The organism is Sandaracinaceae bacterium (genome assembly GCA_016706685.1).
Taxonomy (GTDB): domain Bacteria; phylum Myxococcota_A; class Polyangia; order Polyangiales; family Houyiibacteriaceae; genus JADJJE01.
This window is the reverse complement of sequence record JADJJE010000005.1, coordinates 26,588-44,296: the sequence shown is the minus strand read 5'-3', so window position 1 is coordinate 44,296 and position 17,709 is coordinate 26,588. Positions and strand designations below refer to the sequence as shown.

The window sequence follows — 17,709 nt, the reverse complement described above, 5'->3', positions numbered from 1 at the left end:
CTACTGCGTGGCGATGAACGCCCAGAGTTCACCGTAGGTGCGAATGTTGCGCGCGTCTTCCTGCGTGACCTCGATCTCCCACTCTTCCTCGAGCTCTGTCAGCAGGTCCAGGCTGGCCAGCGAGTCCATGTTGAGGTCCGCGATGAAGCGCGTGCCGTTCGTGATGGTGGCGGGGTCCACGCGGCAGATGTCCGCGATCAGCGCCTTGAGGGCGTCTTCGGTCAGGGTGGAGGCAGTCATGGCGCTCTCTTCGAATGGGGTTCAGCGGCCCGCTAGGGTCTTCTGCACCAGGTCGTCCAGTAGGAAGCGCTTGATGGAGCCACCCAGCAGGATGGTGCGCTCGAGCTCGTCGGCGTCCAGCGGGTCGGTGCAGTAGAGCGCGATCATCTCGCGGCCTTCTTCGCTGTGCTCGGCGTCCAGCTCGCCGTGCTCTTGCACGAACGACACGGCCTTGCGCTGCTCGCCCGTGAGCACCTGAGCCAGCTGCTTCCCCACGATGGGTGCCAGCTTGGCAGCCATGCCCTCGAGGAAGTAGAGCACCCCCATGGCCGCGATGGGGCGGCGGTTGGTGACCTCGTAGTGGAAGAAGTTCACCCAGGCCCACGTGCCCGGCAGCGGGTCGCTGTGCCGCACCGTCTCGCGCGGCACGCCCAGCAGCCCGAGGTCGTCCAGCGCCATGAGCTCGTGGCCCATCTCGTGCGCCGAATGGTGCAGGATCCACTGACGCAGCGCGAGCAAGTCCGGGTCCATGCGCCGCGCCGACAGCGGAGTGAACGACGAGGTCAGCCGCACGAAGTGATAGGCCTGCTGCAGGTACGCCGTGTAGAGCGGCAGCACGTGCTCACCCTTCATGAGGTGCGTCACGAACGCGCTCTCTTCCAGCAACGCCACCGACTTCGCGAGCGCGATGTCCAGGCGGGCGAGCAGCGCATCGGCGGTGGCGGGGCGGGCGACGTTGGTCGTCGGCTGTGATGACTCATGGCGGCGGTCTCCTAGGGTCGGGCGGCTTTCTCGGGTAGCGCACGGCGTACCAGGGCGGCGACCTCGTCGGGCGCCTCGAGCGGCGGGTAGTGGCCCACGCCCGGCAGCAACACCGTCTCGCTCGCGGTGAGCACCTGCGCATAGCGGGCGATGTACCGCGGCGTGAAGATGCGGTCGCGGTCTCCGGCGATGACCAGCGCGCGGATGCGGTTGCTGCGCATCGCGTCCTCGAAGTCGATGGACAGCGCGGCGTCCAACATGGCCACGGCGGCGCGGGCGCGGGCCTCGACGCCTGTGCCCTCCCACACGCGCAAGCGCAGGTGTTCGAGGTACGCGCTCACCTCGGGGGTCACGCGGGCGTAGTGCTGCTCGGCCCCGGCGGCGAGGCCCAGGTGCTCGTGGGCGAAGGGCACGTCGCCCAGCTGGTCCATGGCCGCGCGCACGCCCTGCTGGCGCACGCTGGCCACCCGTCGCCCCCCAGACGCCATCAGCAGCAGCGCCCGTGGCGGCTGCGCCAGCAGGCTGTGCAGCCGCAGCGACAGCGTGCCCCCCAGCGACACACCGCCCAGGACGTCCGGCAGCACATCCCGCTCGTGGAGCTGCGCATGCGCGTCGGCCACCAGCGCGTCCAGCAGCGCCCGGCGCCCGGCGTCATCCACGGCGCGAGCGGCCAGCTGCGGCAGCGTGACGTGGGCGCGCGATCCGAAGCCTGGGTAGTCCAACGCGTGCACGTCCCAGGTGTCCCGCAGGCGGTCTTTGAGGGGCGCGAAGAGCGTGCTGTCGTGCCCGAGCGGCGGGAGGAGCGCGAGCACGGGGCGACTCACGTGGGCTCGCTCTCGGATGCGGAAGCCCGGCTCTCGTCCTCCTCAGCGCTGCCCTCGGCCCCCGCGTGCAGCAGCGCGGGCAGGGCGTCCACGCCCCCCGAGATGCGCAGCGACTGCCCTGTGAGGGCGCACTGGTTGGGGTCCAGGAACGTGAGGGATGCGCGCACCACCTCGTCCACCTGCAGCAAGCGCCCGCTGGCCGCCCGGCGGGCGAAGGCGCGCAGCACCCGTGCGTCCACGCGCGCGCGCACGTTGGCGGTGTCCACGATGCCGGGGTGCACCACGTTCACCAGCACACCACGGCCCGCGAGCTCGCTCGAGAACGCGCGGCTCAGCCCCTCGAGGGCTGCCTTCTCCGTGATGTACGCCACCTGACCCACGCCGCCGAGCTGCGATGCCAGGCTGCCCAGGATCAGGATGCGCCCGAAGCCCGCGCGGCTCATGGGACGCGCGGCGCCGCGCAGGAGCGCGTAGGCCGAGGCCACGTTCACGCGCAGCCCCTCGGCGAGCGCTTCGTGGCCCAGTGAGACCACCGGCGCGTGGGGCACGAAGACGTGCGCGGAGTGCACGAAGAGGTCCGGCGCGTTGGTGCGCAGCAGCTTCACCAACGCCACCACGCTGGCCTCGTCGGCGAGGTCGAGCGCGTGGGCTTGCGCGCGGCGGGGAGTGCGCGCGCGCCCCTGCGCCCATTCGTCGGACGCGGCCTGAATGGCGGCCAGCGCTGCCACGGCGGCGCCTCCGGTAGGGTCGCGCGTGGTGATGTGCACCTCACAGCCGCGCGCCGCCAGCGCCATGGCAAAGCCGTGGCCAATGCCGCTGCTGCCACCGGTGACCCAGGCGCGGCACGCCTCCCACGGCTTCGTCACGATCATGGCAGCTCCCAGCGGAAGAGCGCCGCGCCGGCCGTGAAGCCCCCACCCGTGGCCACGGCCACCACTAGGTCGCCTTGCTGTACCTGCCCCGCCTCTACGGCCAGGCTGAGCACCAGCGGCACCGAAGCGGCGGTGCAGTTGCCCAGCGTCTCGAAGTCCACGCGCGTCTTCGACTCGGGCACGCCCAGCAGTTCGCACACCCGCCGCACGATGCGCCCGCTGGCCTGATGGAACGCGAAGAAGGCCACGTCGCCCAGCTGCACACCGTGCTGGTCGCAGATCTCCTGGGTGAGCGCCGCCATCTCGTCCACCGCGCGTTCGAAGATGCTGCCGCCGTCGCGCATGGTGATGCTGTGCTCGTGGTTGGCCAGCGTCTCGGCGCTGGTGGGCCGCTGCGTGCCACCGGCTGGCACCGAGATGGCCTGCCAGTGCGCGCCCTCGGCGAAGACCTGCGTGTCCACGAGGCCCACCTCGTCTCCGCGCGTGGGCTCGAGCAGCACCCCGGCCGCGCCGTCGCCGAACAGCATCACGGTGCGCCGGTCCTGCTTGTTCAGGAACGCGCTGCGGATCTCGGCGGCCACCACCAGCACGCGCTGGTCGCCGGTCTGCACGCAGCGCCTGCCGTAGTCGAGCGCGTACAGGAAGCCGCCGCACGCGGCCACCACGTCCACGGCGGGGAAGCGCGCTTCGGGCGCGAACAGCGACTGCGTGACGCACGCCGTGCTGGGCGTGGGCACGTCGGGTGACACCGTGGCCACGATCAAGCGGTCCACGTCGCGCGGGGTGAAGCCCGTCTTGGCCAAGAGCGCGCGGCACACCTCGGCCGCCAGGCTGCTGGTGCTCTCACCCGGCTCGCACCAGCGCCGCTCGCGCACGCCGATGTTCTCACGCACCCACGTGTCTTTGAGGCGCAAGCCGTACGTGTCGATGATGTCCTGGTTGCTCCACACGCGCGCGGGCAGGTGGTGGGCCACGGCGGAGATGCGGCAATGCAGCTGTGGGGTAGGGCGCTCGGGGTCGATCACGGTGTCCCTCCGGCAGGGTCGACCTGCGCGTCCAGCAGCGCAAGGGCCTCGCGACGCAGCACCTTGCCGAGCGGCCCGCGCGGCAGGCGCGCCACCGGGTGCAGCGCCACCGGCACCGCGGTGGCAGGCAGCGTCTTGTCGAGGTGCGCCTGAAGCGCGGGCTCGAGCACCGACCACGCGGGCGCGCCTTCGCTCAGCTCGCACAGCAGCACGGGGAGCTCTCCGTACATGGGCGAGGGCCGCGCCACACAGGCCGCAGCAGCCATTCCCTCGATCCCCAGTGCCGCGCCCTCCACGTCTTCCGGGTACACGTTGGTGCCACCGCGCACCAGCACGCCATCGAGCCGCCCACGCAGCACCACGCGCGGCACCTCGTCATCGCTCCCCGGCAGCTCCTCGGCGGCGTCGCGCGTGTCCACGAAGCCGTGCGGTGCGGCACACAGCCCGAGCAGCCCCGAGCGCTCGAGCCGGCCCGCCGACACGTAGGGTGAGCGCACGTGGAGCGAGCCATCGGACACGCGCATGACCACGCCGCGCAGCGGCCGGCCCAGCGTGACCGGCCCGTCCGGTGACAGCGTCCGAGCGTCCACCCGCAGCGTGCTCACGCGCGGCCCCAGCTCGGTCTGCCCGTAGGTGAAGTACAGCTCGGCGTCCGGGAACAGCGCCCGCAGCGCCAGCAGCTCGGCGGCGCTCATGGCGGCGGAGCCCACCGTCACGCGCCGCAGGCTGGCGGGCACGCTGGGAGCCTTGCGGCGCGCCGCCTTCAGCAGCAGCCGCGCCAGCGGCGGCGTGAGCGCCAGGGTGTCCACGCCCCGCTCCTCCGCCACGCGCAGCAGCGTGAGTGGGTCGGGCGTGTCCCGGAACGCCACCAGCGTGGCGCCGCTCACCTGGGCCGCGAGCCAGCCGGCCACCAGGCCGAAGCTGTGCGACAGCGGCATGGGCAGCGCGATGACCCGCGCGCTCTCCCCGCCGATCGACTCGAGGTGGGCACGTGCGTTCTCGCGCGCCGCTTCGGTACGGAAGGCGTACACACGGGGCGCTCCGCCCGTGGTCCCGCTGGTGCACGTGAGGTACCCCGGGAACGAGAGCGCGAGCGGCGTTGTGAGCCGCCGCGTGTGGAGCTGGCCGTCCTGCTCGCGCAGCAGCTGGCTGGCCCCCACGCGCTCGGCCAAGTCGGCCGCGCGCTCCTCGGGCAGCCCCGGCGGGAGCACCAGGGGCACCGCGGCGGCGTCGAGCAGCTGCGTGAGCGCGGCCACCAGCTGCTCAGGGTCATCCAGCTGCAGCGCCACCACCCCACCCGGCGAGAGCACGTGCTCGGGCAGCGTGACGGGGGCGTGCGAGATGGGCGCGCCGCTGGCCGCGTGCGCGAGCACCATTGGGGCCACCAACGTCACCGCGCGGGCCTCGCCCCGCTCACGCGTCGCGCGAAGGCGATGACGTCTCCCACACTCGTGAGCATAGCCACACTCTCGTCGCCACCGTCCACGTCGCCTTCGTCCACGCCCAGCGTGTCCAACAGCGTGTAGAACAGGCTCACGCGCCCAATGCTGTCGATGCCCAGGTCGTCGCGCAGGCGCGTCTCGAGGCCCACCGTCACGCCGCTACGAAGGTAGAGATCCTCCGTGTCGGCGAAGCAACGCAGCACGAACGCGAGCGCGGCCTCGTCCGTCTGCAGGTCGGCCATGGTCGGCTCAGGCATCTGCGGTCTCTCCCTCGGTGGCGACCGCGTGCTCGCTGGGAGAGGGTGACGGTGGCACCGCGTTGCCCTCGGAACCTCGGTACGCCACGCGCAAGAGCGCAGGCGTGAGCACCAGGTCCGCCAGCAGCGCCACCGCCACGGACAGCGTGATCAGCAGGCCGAAGCGCTGCACGTTGACCATCTCGGCGAACCCATAAGCCGCGAACCCCACAGCGAGCACCACGCTGGTGGACACCATGGCCCGCGCGGTGTGGTGGTACGCCGCCGCAATGGCCCCCTCGCCGCCGAGCTCCGGCTCGAACGCGTGGAACTGGTAGAAGAAGTGGATGGTGTCGTCCACCGCGATGCCGATGGCGATGCTGGCCACGAGCACCGTGTTCAGATCGAGGGGCACACCCAGCACGCCCATCACGCCGCCCACCACCATCACCGGCAGCACGTTGGGCAGCATGGCCAGCAGGCCCAGCTTGAAGTCGCCCAGCATCACGATCATGAGCAGCGCGATGACCACGAAGGCCGACAGGAAGCTCTTGGCCAGGTTGTCGATCAGCGCGCTGACTACCTCGAAGTTCGCGTACACGGAGCCCGTCAGCTCCACGTGAGCGGCCGTGCCGATGTGCTCGCGGATGCCTGCCGTGAGGTGCTCCTCGAGCGGCGCATACTCCCCGGCCTCGAGCCAGCGCACGCGCAGCGACATGACCGCGTGCTGGGCGTCCAGCGTGATGAGCTGACGCAGCGGCTCCTCCCCCGCGGACTCGGCCAGCGTGAAGAGGTCCACGATGCCCTGCTCGCTGCCCGGCAGCCCCTCCGCGTCCTGCTCCTGCGCCAGCGCGCGCTGCCCTTGGCGCAGCACGTCCAGCACGCTGGTGACGTTGGTGACCACGCGCTGCCCCTCGCGCCCCGGCGCCTCGTACGCGAGCGCGTGCGCCTCGAGCCGCTCGAGGCGACTGATGACGTCGTGGTGCTTGAGCGTCTGCCCGAGCGGGGCCGAGATGAGCATGTGCACGGTGGCGGTGCCGCCCATGGCGCGGTCCACGGCCTCGAGCGAAGTGCGCGCTTGGTGGTCGGCTGGCAGCCAGCTGAGCGGGTCGTGCCGGCCCTCGAGGCGCATGAGGCCGAACACCGACACCCCCGCAATGAGCAGCGACGCGACGAGCGTCAGGTTGCGGCGCCCATAGCGGCGCTGGCCATCCACCACCACGGGACGAGAGGCCGCGTCGCAGCGGGCCAGGATGCGGTCCAGCATGTCCGGCACGTGAGGCGCGCCGCCCGCTTGCGGGGCCACCGCGCGGGCGCCCAGCCCACTACCCCGGTGAAACGTCAGGAATGCGGGCAGGAACACCAGCGACAGCACCAGCGCAGCCGCGACCCCGAACGCGCCATACGTGCCCATGTCGATGACGGCAGAGAGGCTCGCCGTGCGGAAGCTGAGCAGCCCGGCGATGGTGGTGAGCGACGTCATCAAGACGGGCACACCAGTCACCGCCAGCGCCTGGACCACGGCGTCGCGCGCGTTGGCTCCGTCGCGCCGCAGGTCGCGGAACACAGACTGCACGTGGATGGAGTCGGCCATGCCCACGCAGATCAGGAATGACGCCAGCACGCTGGTCACCCCCGTCATGGGCGCGCCGGCCAGCGCCATGGCGCCGAGCGTCCACACCACCGCCTGCAGCACCACAAGCAGCGGGCCCAACACACCAAAGGGCCCACGGAAGATGAAGAACAGGATGGCCAGCATGGCCACCAGGCAGATGCTCACCACCACCGTGACGTCGCGCTCCATGGTGCGGTTGAGAGCCACCTCGAGCGCCGCCATGCCGGTGAGCCGCAGCGTGAAGGTGTCGGTCTCGGACTCACGCAGGATGCGCTGCAGCGCGTCGTAGACCACCGCGGCGTCGGCTTCGCTCATGAAGTCCGTACGCAGCACGATGGTGGCCATGCGCCCGTCGGCGCTGACCACGTGATCCACCAGCGCCGGGTCGGCCAGCACATGCTCGCGCAGCGCGGGCAGCGCGCTCTCTTCCGGCAACGGGTCGATCAGCCGCTGCTGCTCGAGCCCCTGCTCGGTCTGGCGGATGTCCGTGGCGTTCACCAGCGACGCGATGGCGTGCACCACGTGACGCGGCCCGCCCGGCGTCAGCCCCTGCACCGCCTCGCCGGGTGCCAGCGCCCACGGGTCTGGTGAGTCCGCAGCGGGAGCGTCGGGCGCGGCCGCAGTGGCAGGGGCTTCTTGCGAGGAGTGCGCCGCGCGACGCTCTTCGCGGCGCATGCCTAGCGTGGGCAGGTCCAGCGTGAGGTCCTCGATGCGCCCGTGGAGTTCCGTCAGGCGCGCGAGAAAGTCCGGCGTGAAGACGTCGCCCTCGGCCGCGATCAGGAAGATCTTGTCCTGGCCGAAGTGGTCCCCCAGCCGGTCGAGCGTGGCCATGGCAGGCGAGTCACTGCCCAGCAGCCCCTCGGTGCTGTTGTCCACGTGCAGGCGCGTTGCCGCTGCCCAGCCGCACCCGATGGTGACGGCCAAGCAGCCGAACAGCGCCAACCAGCGCGCGCCCGTCACGCGCCGCGCCAAGCCTCCGAAGACCACTGGACCGACCCGCTCGTGGGGTTTGCTCACGGCGTCACCATACCAGGGCGGCCTTGCAGGCGCGCGGCTGTCTCAGTCGCAGCGCGGGTCCGTGCAGTAGCCCGTTTCGGCGCCCTCCATGATGGCGGAAGGAGCACAGCGGAAGCCCAGCGGGCACTCGGAGTCCGCCGTGCAGCGCAGCTCGCAGAGGCGCGTGCTGGGCTCGCAGTAGAGCGCGGCGTCCGCCCGCCCGAGGCGCACCCGCAAGAGCTCGAGCTCCGCCGGGGTCGTGGCGCACGCCGTGACCGACGTGGGGTCGCAGCCGCTGCCCAGGCTGGGCACCTCGCTGTCGCGGATGTCGTCGAAAACGCACTCGATGCGGAGCTCCGCGTCCGGTGTGGGTTCGGTCGAGGCAAAGTTCAAGAGCTGGGGCCGCGTGGTGGGGCACTGGCTCAGCGCGCGCACGGTGAAGTCGTCGTAGAACCAGCCCACGCCTGCGGGGGCTTCACCGGCGTCGCGCTCTTCCCGCGTGGGAACCAGCTGCGTGACGCGGCAGACCTCGCGCCCCTGCTCGTCCACGCGCGTGAGCGTGCGCCCCGGCACCGCGTCGCAGCGCTGACCGAGCGTCAACGTCTCGTCCATCTGACAGCGCACGCTGTCGTCGGGCAGCCGCCGCAGGGGTGTGGCCAAGCAGGTCTCTCCCAACGCGGCCGCGATGGGCGCCAGTAGCCCGGTCGCCAGCGACGAATAGTCCGCCCGCCCCAGCTCGTCGGCACGGCAGATGCTCTCCAGCACCACCTGTCCGCCGCCGGCTCGCAGCGCCTCGGCCACCCGCACGATGCGGCGTGCGGGCGTCGCGCTGGACGTCAGCGTTCCTTCCTCACGCGTGCACGCCGCCACCAGCGAGGCGGGCGCGTCCGGGTCCGGCCGCTCTTGCATCGCTGCTTCTCCGAGCAGCGCGCCGAACTCGCCATCGCGCTGGAACGCGGCGCTCGCTTCCACCGGCATGCCCACCACGGCCGCAAGCACCACCCCGCGTGTGGGCAGCGCCAGCAGGCCTTCGGCATAGCGCTCGGCGGGGTACTGCGCGTCGCGGTAGCTCGCGCAGCGGCGGTCCAGCAGCGGGGTGGGGTTGCCGACCGGATCGTCGTCGAGGAACGGCCCGGGAAAGGGTCCGCCGTCAATCTGGTAGAGGCGGTCGTCCGGGCTCGAGCAGTCGTCCTCGTCGGTCAGCAGCACCACCACCAGCACCGCGTCCTCGCGCAGGAACCCCACGTTGGCGCCGTCGCCATGACCCACGCGGCCCTCCGCGAAGATGGGCCCCGCCGTGCTGGGCGTGAGCGCCTTCAGCAGCGCCTCGAGCGGCTGCTCGAAGCTGCACCCCTCCGTGCCCACGGTGGCGAGGCACTGCGCCGCCGTCGCCACGTCTTCGGCGCTCTGCGCGGGGAACGCCACGAAGGGGGGATAGGCCGACTCGCAGGCCACGCCGGGCACCACACCCGAGGTCTGCTGCAGTACGCCGTCTTCGCCTCGGCCGCCGGGACACTGGCTCGACACGTACGCCCCGCTGCCCATGTCCGAGCGAATTACCCCCACGTGCAGGTCCTCGAGCCGCTCGAGGTCGCGCAGCCCATCGTCGTTCACGTCACCCGTGGTCAGGATGCGGATCAAGCGCGGGATCTCGCGACGCAGCGCGCGCTGCTCGTCCTCCATGGAAGACGAGTCGTCCACCACCAGCAGGAGGTCGAGGCGCGGCGGCGGCGTGACGGTGATGCGCTCGACCAGGATGCGCTGTGCACACGGTGGCACCACGCCCAGCGTCCTTGCGTACGGGTCGCAGCCCAGCACCAGCACCACGCTCACCACGAGCGCGAGCCAGCGCGAGCGTGCGGCGGCCCTTCGATGCCGGCGAAGTGGAGCGAGGAGCATGCAGAGCGGTGACACGAAAGCGGCAGAAACGAAAACGGCGACCCTCGCGAGAGAGCCGCCGTCCTCAGGGTGTCATGCCGTGCTCAGAACTGACAGGTCGGGCTGATGCAGTACGCGTTCATGCCCAAGTTGCCGTCCTCGGCGTCGTAGCAAACGTAGCCACCCGGGCACTCCGCGTCGGTGGTGCACGCGAGCTGGCAGGTGTTGCTGAGGTCGTCACACACCAGCGTGGTGTCGCGGTCGTACTGCGACTGCAGGCTGTCCAGGTCGTCGCCGGTCAGGTCGCAGCGCGTCTGGTCGAAGCCGGGGCACGCCGTGCCGATGTCGGCGCGGGCACCCGTGGGCACCACCGGGCTCAAGCACTCGAGGCGGAACTTCGCCCCGGGGATCGACTCGGCGCCCGTGGTGAAGCGGATCTGCTGACGGTTGCCCGCTTCGAAGCGCATGCAGTCCATGTCGAGGTCGGCGGAGTAGTCGTCGTAGTACCAACCGAGGCCCGTGGGCTCTTCACCCGCCATCACCTGCGCGTCGGTGGGGGCCTGCTGGATCACGCGGCACACCTCGCGGCCGTCTGCTTCCATGCGCACGGCCACGGGGTCACGGCCTCGCGCTTCCTGCTGCGCGCACGTGGCACCCAGGGGAAGCACCTCGAGGATCTCGCAGGTCACCTTGTCATCACCGCGCCGGATGAGCGGACGCGGAAGGCAGCTGGTGGGCAGCGACGCCGCGATGCGGGCCGCGATGGAGGCCACGGCAGGGCCGAAGTCAGCCCTGTAGTCGGCGTTGTCCGGGTCCACGGACTGGCAGATGGAGGCGACCACACCGCCCACGCCGGCTTCCACCAGGCCCTGGGTCACGGCGAGCAGGCGGCGAGGCGGGTAGGCCTTGTTCTCGTCCGTGGGATCCGACGGGTCATCGGGATCGGGGCGAATGCAGCCCGGCACCAGGTTGTCCCCGCCGGCGTTGGGGCGCTCCTGCATGGTCGGGTCCGCGAGGATGGCGGCGATGTCCGTTTCGACGACGGCGATGCCGTTCTCGAGGGTGGTGTCGCTGTTGGCCTCGAGCACGTCCGGGTCCACACCCGAGATGGTGGCGAAGATGGTCAGGTCGTTCTGCCCCGGGCGCAGCGCGAGGATGCCGTCCACGTAGCGCGTCATGGGGTCGTACTGCACGGAGCGGTACGTGGCGCACTGGCGGTTGGGCGCAATGTTGTTCGCCGCGTCGCGCACGGGCGGGTAGGGCGACGCCTCAGCCGTCAAGTCGAAGCCCACATAGAGGTCGAGGTCGCTGGTGGAGCAGTCGTCCTCGTCGGTGACCATGATGATGGCCAGCAGCGAGTTCTGCCGCAGGAACCCGGAGTTGAAGCCCGTGCCACCATGGCCGGCCGTGTCGCGGACCTGCGTGCCACCGCGGCTCTGCGGAAAGCGAATGGCCGAGTCGGCCGGCGTGAGCGCCTTGAGCACGGCCTCGAGCTGCTGCTCGAACGCGCACCCGTTGGCGCCCGTGTTGGCCAAGCAACCCACCGAGTCGGCGAACGTCAGCGGGTCGTCCATGCCCGCCATGAAGGTGAGGAACGGGGGGGTGGCAGGCTCGGTCGGACAGGCTGCGTCTGTGCCGCGGTGCAGGTCGATGAGGATGCCGTCATCGCCCATGGTGCTGGTGCAGCGCGCGCCCGCGTTGATGTTGACGCCGCCGATGCCCATGTCGCTGGTGATGACGCCCACCTGGATGCTGGCGACCGGATCGAAGTCGTCGGTGGAGCCACCGTTCTGGAGGTCACCGCTGGCCAGGATCTGCACCAGGCGTGGGATCTCGTCGATCAGGGCGTCCTGCTCCTGGCGCATCGAGGCCGAGTTGTCGACCAGGAAGAGCAGGTCGATCTCGTTGATCTGGGTGACCGCGACCTCGTTGACGACACCCGACACCGTGCAGGGGTTCAAGGGCCGCAGGGGACGGTCGAGGCAGCCCCCGAGCAGCACGGTGGCAATCGAGAGTAGGGCTGTGAGGCTGCGTGAGCGCAAGTACATGGTTCCTCCAAGAACGCGAGGCCGCGACAATACCCTCTCTGGCTTCGAAAGATCAACACCAGAGGGTGCCGAGGTCACGAGAGGGAGCTGGATGCTTCGGACGAAAGCGGAGCGATTCCCGTGCCAGCCGAGCGCGGCGCGATCTGGCGGGCTTTCGCGAGGCCACCCTGTCAATCGGGTTGCACATGCCAACAGAGTTGTCACTGCCACGTTGGCCCTCGACGCTGGCACGCCGGTCGGATACCTTTTTCGTATGCTCGCGTGCTCGCGTCGCAATTTCTGCATAGCCTCGCCGAGGCCGCGATGAAGCGCGTGCTGGTCGCCGACGACGAGGAGAACATCCGGCTGGTCCTCACCACCGTGCTGAAGAAGGCGGGCTACGAGGTGGAGGCCGTGGCCAGCGCCGAAGAAGCGCTCACGCGGGTGTCCACGTTCGACCCGGACTTCGTGCTGGCCGACGTGCGCATGGGCGGCATGACGGGCATCGAGCTGTGCACTGCGCTGCGCGCCAGGGGGCAAGACGCCACCGTCATCATCATGAGCGCCTACGGGTCGCTCGAGCTGGCCCTCGACGCGATGAAAGCGGGCGCCTACGACTACGTGGCCAAGCCGTTCAAGCGCGACGAGGTGCTGCTGGCGCTGCGCAAAGCCGAGGAGCGCGAGACGCTGCGGCGCGAGAACAAGGCCCTGCGCGAGGCCATCCGCGAGCAGCAGTCGTTCGCCACCATGCTGGGCAAGAGCGAGGCCATGCGGCGGGTGTTCCGCGTGGTGGAGAAGGTGGCCGGCTACGACACCACCGTGCTCATCCAAGGCGAGAGCGGCACCGGCAAGGAGCTCATCGCGCGTGCGCTGCACGACATGGGTGGCCAGCGCGCGGGGCGCTTCGTGCCCGTGAACTGCGGCGCCATCCCGGGCACCCTGCTCGAGACCGAGCTCTTCGGGCACAAGAAGGGCGCCTTCACGGACGCGCGCGCCGACAAACGTGGGCTCTTCGAGGAAGCCGATGGCGGCACGCTCTTCCTGGACGAGATCGGCGAGCTGCCCCTGGCGCTGCAGGTGAAGCTGCTGCGGGTGCTCCAAGAGGGGACCATTCGCCCGGTGGGCGACGTGCGGGACAAAGCGGTGAAGGTGCGCGTGGTGGCCGCCACCGTCCGCGACCTCGAGCACGAAGTGAAGGAGGGCCGCTTCCGCGAGGACCTCTTCTACCGCCTGAACGTGCTCCAGATCGTAGCCCCGCCGCTGCGCGAGCGCGCCGAGGACGTCCTGCTGCTGGCGGAGCACTTCATCGCGCGCTGCAACTCGCGGCTGGGCACGGACGTGCGCGGGCTCGACGCCGCCGCGAAGAAGCGACTGGTGCAGTACCCCTTCCCCGGCAACGTGCGCGAGCTCGAGAACCTGATCGAGCGCGCCGTGGTGCTCACCGAGGGCCAGCTGCTCACCGAGTCCGACCTTCCCGACCGCGTGCGCGAGCCCACCGACGCCGTTGCCGCCATGCTCGCCAGCGGGGAGCTCTCCATCAAGAAGACGCAGCGCTTCATCGAGGAGTCGCTCATCCGCAAGGCCCTCGAGAAGACCCAGGGCAACCGCACGCAGGCGTCGAAGCTACTGGAGATCAGCCACCGCGCGCTGCTCTACAAGATCAAGGACTACGGGCTGGGCTGAGGGCCGTGAGCCGGCTCCCTGCGGCGCCCCGCGCTCACATGCCGGAGAGGATCAGGTACCGGCTGTTGTCCGTGTCCCACTCGAGCACCATGCGCTTGTCTTCCACCTTGTGGCGCCACTGGTTCTCGCCGCGGTGGTCGGCGATCAGCCAGCTCGCGGTGTAGCGGAACTCCACCAGCACGTCGGTCTCGCGGAAGATGACGTGGCGATAGAGGATCTCGAAGCGCACGTCTTCCACGCGAGCGAACAGCGTGGGCAGGTTGGCGGAGAGGGTGTCGAAGTCGACGTCGTCGTCCCCGTTCGGGGTGCCCGACAGGTCCAGGTAGCGCGGCGAAGCCATGCCCACGAGGGTGGCGACGTCGCGGTCTTCGAGCGCCCGGCGGTACACCTCCATGAACTCGATGACCTCGCGGTTGTCCGCGGTGTCCGGCACGGTGGTGTTGGGGATGTCGCGCGTGCAGCCCCCCAGCACGACGAACGTCAACAGCAGGGCGCTGGTCAGGGAGCTACCGAGGGATGTGAGGACGGGACGCATCGTGAGGCCAATCGAGGTCGCGGCGGGTTCTATTCCCGCTCCGGAGCGGCCATTGTGCGGGGCGCTTCGGCCATCGTCCAGAAGAGCGAGCAGCCCTGGACTCCGTATGCAGTCCGAGGATTTGCAAGTTGTGGAACCGGAGACCCCTGCTGTAGCATTCCGATTCCGATGGGCGACCCCCACCCCCCGCGATGAGTAACGGTTCAGGCGACAAAAAGCAGCTGGGCAAGATCCTGCTGAAGCAGCGGCTCGTGACCCAGGCCGAGCTGGACGAGCTCTTGGCCGAGCAGCGCACGCATCCCGGCCAGCGCCTGGCCACCACGGCCGTCAAGTCCGGCATGGTGGCGGAGGTGGACCTGCTCAAGGCCCTCAGCGAGCAGCACGGGCTCCCGGGCATCGATCTCACGCAGGTCGTCATCCCCACCGACAACCTCAAGCTCGTTCCGGTGGAGATCGCGCGCCAGCACCTGATCCTCCCCGTGCTCGTGAAGGAAGACCGCGTGTTCCTCGCCATGGCGGACCCGAACGACCGGCGCGTGGTGGACGAGATCGAGTTCGTCACCGGCCTGCGCGTCTTCGCCCACGTGGCTCTGCACGAGGCGCTCACCTCGGTCATCGACTTGGCCTACGCGGCGCTCGACGGGAACGAGCCGTACTACATCGGCACCCACGTCACCGACGAGTACCTCGCAACGGTGGGCATCAACGCGCCACCCCGACGGGCCCCGCCGCCGGCGCCCGTGCGGCCGTCGCGCGCGGCCCCCCAGCCCGAGCCGGTCCGTGCCGTGGAGGTGAGCCGCAACGTGGCAGCCCTCGCGCCCCCGCCTGCCGCGCCGCAAGCCACCCAAGACGACCTGGGCATCGATGCGCTGCGCGCACGGGAGACCCGCAAGGAGAGCGCGTCCGCCAGCCTGGACGACGCCTTCGGCTCCAAGATGGCGCCGCTGCCCACGGCCTCTGCGCGTCCGCGCCCCGAGCGCCCCAAGGTGCTGGTGGTCGACGACGAGGACGACATCCGCAAGCTGCTCGTGCGGGTGCTGCAGACCAAGGGCTACGAGGTCATCGAGGCCAAGCGCGGGCTCGAGGCCCTGCAACTCGTGCGCGACAACACGCCGGACGTCATCCTGCTGGACGCCATGCTGCCCGAGGTGCACGGCTTCGAGATCTGCCGGCGCATCAAGGGCAGCAAGCGCTACGGGCACATCCCCATCATCATGGTGAGCGCCATCTACCGCGGCTGGCGCGTGGCCGAGGACCTCAAGTCCAGCTTCGGGGTGGACGCCTTCCTCGAGAAGCCGTTCAAGATGGCCGACGTGCTCACGCACGTGGACGCCGTGCTCGACGGGCGCAGCGGCGACGTCCCGCTGGACGACATGCTCTCGAAGGAGACCTCGGTCTTCCTCGAGCAGGGCATGGATGCGTACCGGGCGGGAGACCTAGACCTCGCCGTAGCCAAGCTCAGGGAGGGGTTGGGTGTCGATCCGGGCAGCTTCCAACTTCACTACCACCTGGGACTCGTGCTCGGCCGGGGTGAGGACATCTTCGACGCCATCCAGGAGCTGGAGACCGCCGTGGACCTGCAGCCCCGACACTTCGCCGCCCTCAAGAACCTGGCCATCCTGTATCAACGGGCGGGATTCAAGTACAAAGCCATTGAGATGTGGGAGCGTGCGCTCGGCAACTCCCCCGACGACGAGACGCGGCAGGGCATCAAAGAGCACCTGATGGCGCTGCTCTGACCGCCCCTTCGAGCGCTTCCCAAGCACCGGCATTCGATGAAATTTCTCTGCGACAACTGTAAAGCGAAGTACCAGATCCCCGACGAGAAGGTCTCCGGGCGCACGCTTCGCATGACGTGCCGCAAGTGCGGCAACGACATCTTGATCCGTGGGGCAGGTGTTGCACCGAGCGTCGTGCCACCCGCCGCAGCTCCGGCTTCCAGCCCCGCGCCAGTCGCAGTGCCCGGTCCCGCGCCCGTGCCGTCCGTCGCCAAGGCGAGCGTCCCCGCACGCGCCCCGGCGAGCGTGCCCGCGAAGGCGCCAGCCCCTGCGGCCGCCGTCCCCAAGAAGGCCGCGGCCGCCGTGCCGGCCAAGGCGGCCGGCGCAGACGCCAGCGGCGCACGCGTGCCGGCCAAGGCTCCCGCACCCTCCGCGGACTCGGTCGCGGCGGCCACTGGGCGGCCCTCCGCGCTGGGCGCAGACTTCCGCAAGAAGGTCGGCAGCGAAGGCCAGGACGCGGGCTCGCTGCGTGCCTCGGCACCTGCCGCGCCACCGGCGGCCGCCGAAGAGTGGCACGTGGCCATCAACGACGTGCCGGTGGGGCCCATCCGCCGCGACGAGATCGCGCGCAAGATCGGCACGGGCGCCGTCACCGGTGACTCGCTGGCGTGGCGCGAGGGCTTCGACGACTGGCGTCCGCTCCGGGACATCCCACAGCTGGCTTCCTTGCTGGAGCAGCGCCGGCGTCCGTCGGTTCCGCCGGCCACCCGCAGCACGCCCAGCAGCACGGCGCCGCGCCCCTCCGGCCCGCGCACACGCTCGGGTGGGTCGGGCGCCTTCAACCTCCCCACGTCCGACCGGTCCAGCTCCAACCTCGTGCCGCTCGGCGGCCGCGCGGTCGCTCCCGTGGCGCCCCCGGCCAACGTCATGCCGGACTCGGACGCTCCCGAAGACGACTTCGCGCTCGAGTTCCAGAGCCCGTCGTCCGCGCCGCCCGCCGCCGCCCCCGTGCCGCGCGCAGCCCGCACGGCGCCCGTCGCGGTGGCTGCGGCCGCACCCGCTCCGTTGGCCGCCACGCCTGCCCCTCGGGTCTCCGAGGCCCCGCGCGAGCGCGAGTCGTCTCAGAAGACGCCCGTGTGGGTCTGGGGCATGCTCGCCGGCGGCATCTTCTTCGGTATCGTGCTGGGCATGAAGGGGTCCGAGTGGTTCGGCTCGCAGGATCCCGTGGTCGCCGCAGCGCCCACCGCCACGCCCGAGGTCGCGGACCCGGTCACGCCGCAGCCGCTCGAGATCCCCGAGGCGCCAGCAACCGTGGACGCCGGCATCGTGGCCGAGCCCGAGACGCCCACCGACACCGTTCGCCACGGCACACCGGGCACACGCCCCGTCACCACCACGGGCACCATGGCCACGGCCACCGCGGCCAATGACTCCGCGTTTGCGGCGTTCGAGTCGCCCACCGGCATGACCGTCACGCCCACGGACCTGACCACCGGGATGTCTGCGGCTGCGGCGCCCCCGCTCGAGGCCGCTGCGGTCCAGCGGGTGGTCACCAACAACCGTCGCCAGCTGCAGACCTGTTACGAGCGCGCGGCGCGCGGCCAGGCCAACCCGCCGCGGGCCCGCATGGACGTCAGCGTCACGGTGGGTCGCAGCGGCACGGTCACCGCCGTCAGCGCTTCCGGAAGCGACTTCGGCGGCCTGGGCGCGTGCATCGAGCAGAGCGTCCGCCGCTGGCGCTTCCCGGCCTCGTCCGATGGTGGCAACACCCGCTTCCCCGTGGTGTTCAGCGCCGGGGGCTGAGCGCACCGTGGCAACCGAAAGTTGCGCAAGGTCCTTGGCAATCTTCCGGTCTTTCTGCGACCATCGAGCTGAGC

Annotated in this window: 14 protein-coding genes; 3 read left to right on the top strand and 11 right to left on the bottom strand. The window is 70.6% G+C overall.

All coding sequences use genetic code 11. The annotated features are described in order from the left end of the window. From IPI43_09755 to IPI43_09710, 10 genes are all read right to left on the bottom strand, one after another. Window positions 1-240 carry an acyl carrier protein gene (locus IPI43_09755; protein ID MBK7774413.1) on the bottom strand — a complete coding sequence of 80 codons (240 nt, stop codon included), beginning with the start codon at window positions 238-240 and terminating at the stop codon, window positions 1-3. A gap of 21 nt (window positions 241-261) precedes the next feature. Beyond that, window positions 262-891, bottom strand: coding sequence for an iron-containing redox enzyme family protein (locus tag IPI43_09750; GenBank protein ID MBK7774412.1), 630 nt, complete (start codon window positions 889-891; stop codon window positions 262-264). Between the two features lie 101 nt (window positions 892-992). Further along, window positions 993-1,805, bottom strand: a complete 813-nt coding sequence (locus IPI43_09745; GenBank protein MBK7774411.1) for an alpha/beta hydrolase — start codon at window positions 1,803-1,805, stop codon at window positions 993-995. After that, the gene (locus IPI43_09740) at window positions 1,802-2,677 is read right to left on the bottom strand and encodes an SDR family oxidoreductase (GenBank protein ID MBK7774410.1); all 876 of its coding nucleotides are present in this window, start codon (window positions 2,675-2,677) and stop codon (window positions 1,802-1,804) included. Before IPI43_09740 ends, IPI43_09745 begins: the two co-directional genes overlap by 4 nt. Beyond that, a complete protein-coding gene (locus IPI43_09735) occupies window positions 2,674-3,702 on the bottom strand; it encodes a ketoacyl-ACP synthase III (protein MBK7774409.1) in 1,029 nt (342 codons plus the stop codon). The genes IPI43_09740 and IPI43_09735 overlap by 4 nt, the downstream gene beginning before the upstream one ends. Then, window positions 3,699-5,078, bottom strand: a complete 1,380-nt coding sequence (locus tag IPI43_09730) for an acyl--CoA ligase (GenBank protein ID MBK7774408.1) — start codon at window positions 5,076-5,078, stop codon at window positions 3,699-3,701. Before IPI43_09730 ends, IPI43_09735 begins: the two co-directional genes overlap by 4 nt. A gap of 14 nt (window positions 5,079-5,092) precedes the next feature. Beyond that, entirely contained in the window at window positions 5,093-5,401 is a 309-nt protein-coding gene (locus IPI43_09725) for a hypothetical protein (protein MBK7774407.1), read from the bottom strand. Then, window positions 5,394-8,012 (bottom strand): MMPL family transporter, encoded by a 2,619-nt coding sequence (locus tag IPI43_09720; GenBank protein MBK7774406.1) that lies wholly within the window; start codon window positions 8,010-8,012, stop codon window positions 5,394-5,396. Before IPI43_09720 ends, IPI43_09725 begins: the two co-directional genes overlap by 8 nt. Window positions 8,013-8,054: 42 nt before the next feature. Further along, window positions 8,055-9,890 carry a hypothetical protein gene (locus IPI43_09715; GenBank protein ID MBK7774405.1) on the bottom strand — a complete coding sequence of 612 codons (1,836 nt, stop codon included), beginning with the start codon at window positions 9,888-9,890 and terminating at the stop codon, window positions 8,055-8,057. 83 nt (window positions 9,891-9,973) lie between these two features. Further along, window positions 9,974-11,917: a hypothetical protein gene (locus IPI43_09710; protein MBK7774404.1), complete on the bottom strand. Its 1,944-nt coding sequence runs from the start codon at window positions 11,915-11,917 to the stop codon at window positions 9,974-9,976. A 303-nt stretch (window positions 11,918-12,220) separates the two neighbouring features. Between IPI43_09710 and IPI43_09705 the strand changes: the two genes are divergently transcribed. Next, entirely contained in the window at window positions 12,221-13,579 is a 1,359-nt protein-coding gene (locus IPI43_09705) for a sigma-54-dependent Fis family transcriptional regulator (protein MBK7774403.1), read from the top strand. 34 nt (window positions 13,580-13,613) lie between these two features. Here IPI43_09705 and IPI43_09700 read toward each other — a convergent pair whose 3' ends face one another. Next, window positions 13,614-14,114: a hypothetical protein gene (locus IPI43_09700; protein MBK7774402.1), complete on the bottom strand. Its 501-nt coding sequence runs from the start codon at window positions 14,112-14,114 to the stop codon at window positions 13,614-13,616. A 191-nt stretch (window positions 14,115-14,305) separates the two neighbouring features. Between IPI43_09700 and IPI43_09695 the strand changes: the two genes are divergently transcribed. Both IPI43_09695 and IPI43_09690 read left to right on the top strand, forming a co-directional pair. Next, window positions 14,306-15,853, top strand: coding sequence for a response regulator (locus IPI43_09695; protein MBK7774401.1), 1,548 nt, complete (start codon window positions 14,306-14,308; stop codon window positions 15,851-15,853). A 36-nt stretch (window positions 15,854-15,889) separates the two neighbouring features. Continuing rightward, complete coding sequence (locus tag IPI43_09690; GenBank protein ID MBK7774400.1) at window positions 15,890-17,635, top strand: zinc-ribbon domain-containing protein; 1,746 nt, start codon at window positions 15,890-15,892, stop codon at window positions 17,633-17,635. Window positions 17,636-17,709 lie beyond the last annotated feature (74 nt).